At 69.8% G+C, this 5,276-nt stretch carries 5 protein-coding genes; 4 read left to right on the plus strand and 1 reads right to left on the minus strand.

What is annotated here, in order from left to right; all coding sequences use genetic code 11:
* Positions 1-182 precede the first annotated feature (182 nt).
* From O3Q52_RS48345 to proC, 4 genes are all read left to right on the plus strand, one after another.
* A complete protein-coding gene (locus O3Q52_RS48345) occupies positions 183-968 on the plus strand; it encodes a class I SAM-dependent methyltransferase (RefSeq protein ID WP_269654812.1) in 786 nt (261 codons plus the stop codon).
* A gap of 153 nt (positions 969-1,121) precedes the next feature.
* A complete protein-coding gene (locus tag O3Q52_RS48350) occupies positions 1,122-1,940 on the plus strand; it encodes an ABC transporter ATP-binding protein (protein WP_269654813.1) in 819 nt (272 codons plus the stop codon).
* Positions 1,937-2,734 (plus strand): ABC transporter permease, encoded by a 798-nt coding sequence (locus O3Q52_RS48355; protein WP_269654814.1) that lies wholly within the window; start codon positions 1,937-1,939, stop codon positions 2,732-2,734. The genes O3Q52_RS48350 and O3Q52_RS48355 overlap by 4 nt, the downstream gene beginning before the upstream one ends.
* Positions 2,735-2,855: 121 nt before the next feature.
* Positions 2,856-3,665, plus strand: a complete 810-nt coding sequence (gene proC / locus O3Q52_RS48360) for a pyrroline-5-carboxylate reductase (RefSeq protein WP_269654815.1) — start codon at positions 2,856-2,858, stop codon at positions 3,663-3,665.
* 42 nt (positions 3,666-3,707) lie between these two features.
* Here proC and trpS read toward each other — a convergent pair whose 3' ends face one another.
* A complete protein-coding gene (gene trpS / locus O3Q52_RS48365) occupies positions 3,708-4,706 on the minus strand; it encodes a tryptophan--tRNA ligase (protein ID WP_269654816.1) in 999 nt (332 codons plus the stop codon).
* Positions 4,707-5,276: the final 570 nt, after the last annotated feature.

Raw genomic sequence — 5,276 nt, forward strand, 5'->3', positions numbered from 1 at the left:
GCGCGCCCCTGAAAACCTAGGGGCGCGGGGAACTGCGCAGTCTTTGGGGGTTCGGGGGCGGAGCCCCTGAGTTAGTGACGGGATTGGGTAGGGGCGGCGGGGGCGAAAACCTCCCCACCCTCACCCCAACCTCTTGCCGAGGCCCACTGTCCCCCACCCCGACCCAAGGCCACCATGGCGGCATGACCGCCTCCTCCCGCACCCACCACCACACCCGAGCCCACTCCTTCAACGCCGCCGCAGCCCAGTACGCCGCAAACCGCCCCTCCTACCCACCCACCCTCTTCGACACGATGGAGACCGCCGCAGGCCGCCCCCTGGCAGGGGCACGAGCCATCGACGTGGGCGCAGGCACAGGCATCGCAACCACCCTCCTGCACGCCCGCGGAGCGAACGTCGTAGCGGTCGAACCCGGCGACGGCATGGCACGCCAGTTCCGCCAGACCCTCCCGGACATCCCTCTCGTACGCGGCGACGGCAACGCCCTCCCCTTCACCGACGCCTCCGCCGACTTCGTGACCTACGCCCAGGCCTGGCACTGGACGGAGCCGGCCCGGGCCGCCCCGGAGGCGATGCGCGTCCTGCGCCCGGGCGGCGCCCTCGCCCTCTGGTGGAACATGGACGCCCTGGACATCCCGTGGATCGCCGCCCAGGAGCAACGCGTCGCGCGGTACTTCGGCGGCGACGCCGTCGGCAAGAAGGGCGGCACATCGGCCCGCGCCGAGAGGGCCTTCGCCGGCGCGATCACGGTCCCGGACATCACGCATCACCAGGTCCGCTGGACCCGCAGCGTCCCCCTCGACACGCACCTCGCCAACATCGGCAGCCACTCGATCTTCCTCGTCCTCGGCGAGGAGGGCACGGCGTCCTTCCTCGCCGAGGAGCGCGAGCACCTCCTGGAGGTGTTCCCGGACGGCATCGTCGAGGAGACGTACGACGTCGACCTCCTCCTCGCACTCCGCCCCTGACCTCACCACCGGGCGCCCACCACCCACCACCTGGCGCCGGCCACCGAGCACCCGGCGCCCCACGCACCGCACGAGCCCCCGCCACGCGCCTCGGCCCAGCCATGCCCCCGCCCAGGCTTGACGCCCCCATCCCGCAGGCGCATTATTCATCACATGATGAATTACTCGGCCGGTCCACCCACGACCCCGCAGAACCACCCCACGGCCCCAGCGGTCCACGCCGCCGCACTCACCGTCGTCCGCGGCATCCGACAAGTCCTCCGCGGACTCGACTTCGAGGTCCCCCGCGGCCAGATCACCGGCCTGCTCGGCCCCTCGGGATGCGGCAAGTCCACCCTGATGAGGTCGATCGTCGGCACCCAGGCCAGGGTCACCGGCACCCTGGACGTCCTCGGCCTCCCCGCGGGCCACGCCGCACTCCGCTCCCGCATCGGTTATGTCACCCAAGCCCCCTCCGTCTACGACGACCTGACCGTCCGCCAGAACCTGGACTACTTCGCCGCGATCCTCGACCCCGGCCGCGCCGCCGCCGAACGCCGCCACGCGAACGTCACCCACGCCATCGCCGACGTGGACCTCACCTCCCACGCCGACGCCCTCGCGGGCAACCTCTCCGGCGGCCAGCGCAGCCGCGTCTCCCTCGCCGTCGCCCTCCTCGGTACCCCCGAACTCCTCGTCCTGGACGAACCCACGGTCGGCCTCGACCCCGTACTCCGCCGCGACCTGTGGCAGCTCTTCCACACCATCGCCGCCGACCGGGGCGCCACCCTCCTCGTCTCCTCCCACGTCATGGACGAGGCCGAGCGCTGCCACCGCCTCCTCCTGATGCGCGAGGGCGAGATCCTCGCCGACGACACCCCGGACGCCCTGCGCAACCAGACCGGCGCCGACACCGTCGAGGCCGCCTTCCTCCACCTGGTCGACGAGGCGATCGCGGCCGGCAACCAGTCCCGCAAGGAGTCCGTCCGATGAGCACCACGACCACCACCACCCGTACGGGCACGACCACGCTCCCGAGGCAGAGCGCGATCAGCTACTCCCGCACCACCGCCACCGCGGCCAGGGTCCTGCGCCAGCTCCGCCACGACCCGCGCTCGATCGCGCTGATGATCCTCATCCCGTGCGTGATGCTCCTGCTGCTCCGCTACGTCTTCGACGGCAGCCCGCGCACCTTCGACTCCATCGGCGCCTCACTGCTCGGCATCTTCCCCCTCATCACGATGTTCCTGGTGACCTCCATCGCCACCCTCCGCGAACGCACCTCCGGCACCCTGGAACGCCTCCTGGCCATGCCCCTCGGCAAGGCCGACCTGATCATCGGCTACGCCCTGGCCTTCGGCGCGCTCGCCGTCATCCAGTCCGCCCTCGCCACCGGTCTCGCCGTCTGGGCCCTCGGTCTCGACGTCACGGGCTCGACCTGGCTACTCCTTCTGGTGGCTCTTCTCGACGCCCTGCTCGGCACGGCCCTCGGCCTCTTCGTCTCGGCCTTCGCGTCCTCGGAGTTCCAGGCCGTCCAGTTCATGCCGGCCGTGATCTTCCCCCAGCTCCTCCTCTGCGGCCTGTTCACCCCGCGCCCCAACATGCACCCCGTACTCGAAGGCATCTCCAACGTCCTCCCCATGTCGTACGCCGTCGACGGCATGAACGAAGTCCTCAAGCACACCGACGTCACCGCCAACTTCATCCGCGACGCCCTGATCGTCGCGGCCTGCGCCCTCCTCGTCCTGAGCCTCGGCGCGGCAACCCTCCGCCGCCGCACCGCGTGACACCGAGCACCACCCCGCCCCCGGGACGGCCGCGTCCCGCCCACCGGACAACGCGGCCCACCCCCACGCCCCCGGTGCGAGGATGGGCCTCGGACGACGCACCCCCGGAGGGCAACCGAACATGACCCAGAAAGTCGCAGTGCTCGGCACCGGCAAGATCGGCGAGGCCCTGCTCAGCGGAATGATCCGAGCCGGCTGGGCCCCCGCCGACCTCCTGGTCACGGCCCGCCGCCCCGAACGCGCCAAGGAACTCCAGGAGCGCCACGGCGTCACCCCGGTCACCAACGCCGAGGCGGCCAAGAGCGCCGACACCCTGATCCTCACGGTCAAGCCCCAGGACATGGGCACCCTCCTCGACGAACTCGCCCCGCACGTCCCCGCCGACCGCCTGGTCATCAGCGGCGCCGCGGGCATCCCCACCTCCTTCTTCGAGGGGCGCCTCGCACAGAACACCCCCGTCGTCCGTGTCATGACGAACACCCCCGCCCTCGTCGACGAGGCCATGTCCGTCATCTCCGCCGGCAGCCACGCCACCGCCGAGCACCTCGCCCACGCCGAGGAGATCTTCGGCGCGGTCGGCAAGACCCTCCGCGTCCCCGAGTCCCAGCAGGACGCCTGCACCGCTCTCTCCGGCTCGGGTCCGGCGTACTTCTTCTACCTGGTCGAGGCCATGACCGACGCCGGCATCCTGCTCGGCCTGCCCCGCGACAAGGCCCACGACCTCATCGTCCAGTCCGCGATCGGCGCCGCCGTGATGCTCCGCGACAGCGGCGAGCACCCCGTGAAGCTCCGCGAGAACGTCACGTCCCCCGCGGGCACCACGATCAACGCCATCCGCGAACTCGAGAACCACGGCGTACGAGCAGCCCTCATCGCCGCCCTGGAAGCCGCCCGCGACCGCAGCCGCGAACTGGCCTCCGGCAACAGCTAGGAGCCCTGGGGCCGGGCCCGCCTCCGGCCCCACCGCTCCTCTTCACATCGCCGGCAGCAGCCCGATCGCGCGGTACGCCGCGTCCACCCTCGGCCTCGCCATCTCCCTGGCCTTCGCCGCACCCTCCCGCAACACCCCCTCCACGTACGCAGGATCCGCGCACAGCTCCTTGTGCCTCTGCTGTACGGGCCTGAGGAGCTCCACCACGGCCTCGGCGGTGTCCTTCTTCAAAGATCCGTACGACTCATATACACCGGCCAAAGCCTCCGGGTTCCCACTTCCACACGCCGCGAGAATCTCCAGCAGATTCGAGACCCCTGGCCGGGCTTCCCGGTCGTACGCCACATCCCGCCCGCTGTCGGTCACGGCCCGCATGACCTTCTTCCGAATGACCCCGGGTTCGTCGAGCAGATAGACGATCCCGGGCCCCACGTCGTCGGACTTCCCCATCTTCGACGTCGGCTCCTGCAGGTTCATGACCCGAGTCGCCACCTTCGGAAGCGTGGCCCGCGGCACCACGAACGTGTGCCCGTACCGCTGGTTGAACCGCACTGCGAGATCCCGCGCCAGCTCCACGTGCTGCGCCTGGTCGTCGCCCACCGGCACCTCGTCGGTCCCGTACGCCAGGATGTCCGCCGCCATCAGTACGGGGTAGGTCAGCAGCGACAGCCGCACACTCCCGCCCCGCGTCCGCTCGACCGCGGCCTTCTCCTTGTACTGGATCATCCGCCGCATCTCGCCGTCCGTGGCCACGCACTCCAACAGATACGACAGTCGCGCGTGCTCATCCACATGGCTCTGGGCGAAGACGGTGCACAGCTTCGGATCGAGCCCAGCGGCCAGCAGCAGCGTGGCCGCCTGCCTACTGAGCCTGCGCACCCGGCCAGGATCGTGATCCACGGTCAGCGCGTGCAGGTCGACGATGCAGAACAGCGCGTCGGCCTCGTGCTGATCGACCGCACTCCACCGCCGCATCGCGCCCAGGTAGTTCCCCAACGTCAGATGCCCGGTCGGCTTGACCCCGCTGAAGACCCGCTTCATTCCTCTACCTCCTGGTCGAGGCCGCCACCACCGCCGGCCGGCGCTCCAGGAGGGAGAAACAAGAACGGCCGCCGAGGCGGCGGCCGTTGAGTACACGCGTATGTACGGCCGCCGTCAGGCGGCCCACCACAGCTGGGTGCACGCGTGCGTAGTCATGGCCCCGAGACTACGCCTCCAGGGCGGCTCCAGGCGTCAAGTTGACACGCCCTGGGCCCCTACGTAGTGTTCTCCGAGTTGTCCGATGTGAGCGCCGACTTCGGTTGGTCCCCGGACAGCCATTCCGCAACAAGCACACAGCGATCGACGACCCGTCGTCGGACCGTTTTCATGCGTGTTTGCGAAATGAGGAATCAGCGTTCGAAAGAGCGCGACCCCGATTAGCTCGGGGGCCAGGATTCCGCTAAAGTCTCACTCGTCGGAACGGCCCAACAGCCGCGAAGACAACCCGCTCTGACCGGGAATCAGGCCCGAAAGGATCTGATAGAGTCGGAACCGCCGGAAAGGGAAGCGCGAAAGCGAAAACCTGGAAAGCACCGAGGAAATCGGATCGGAAAACGGTCTGATAGAGTC

The sequence above is a fragment of the Streptomyces sp. ActVer genome, from assembly GCF_027270795.1.
Classification (GTDB): Bacteria; Actinomycetota; Actinomycetes; order Streptomycetales; family Streptomycetaceae; genus Streptomyces; species Streptomyces umbrinus_A.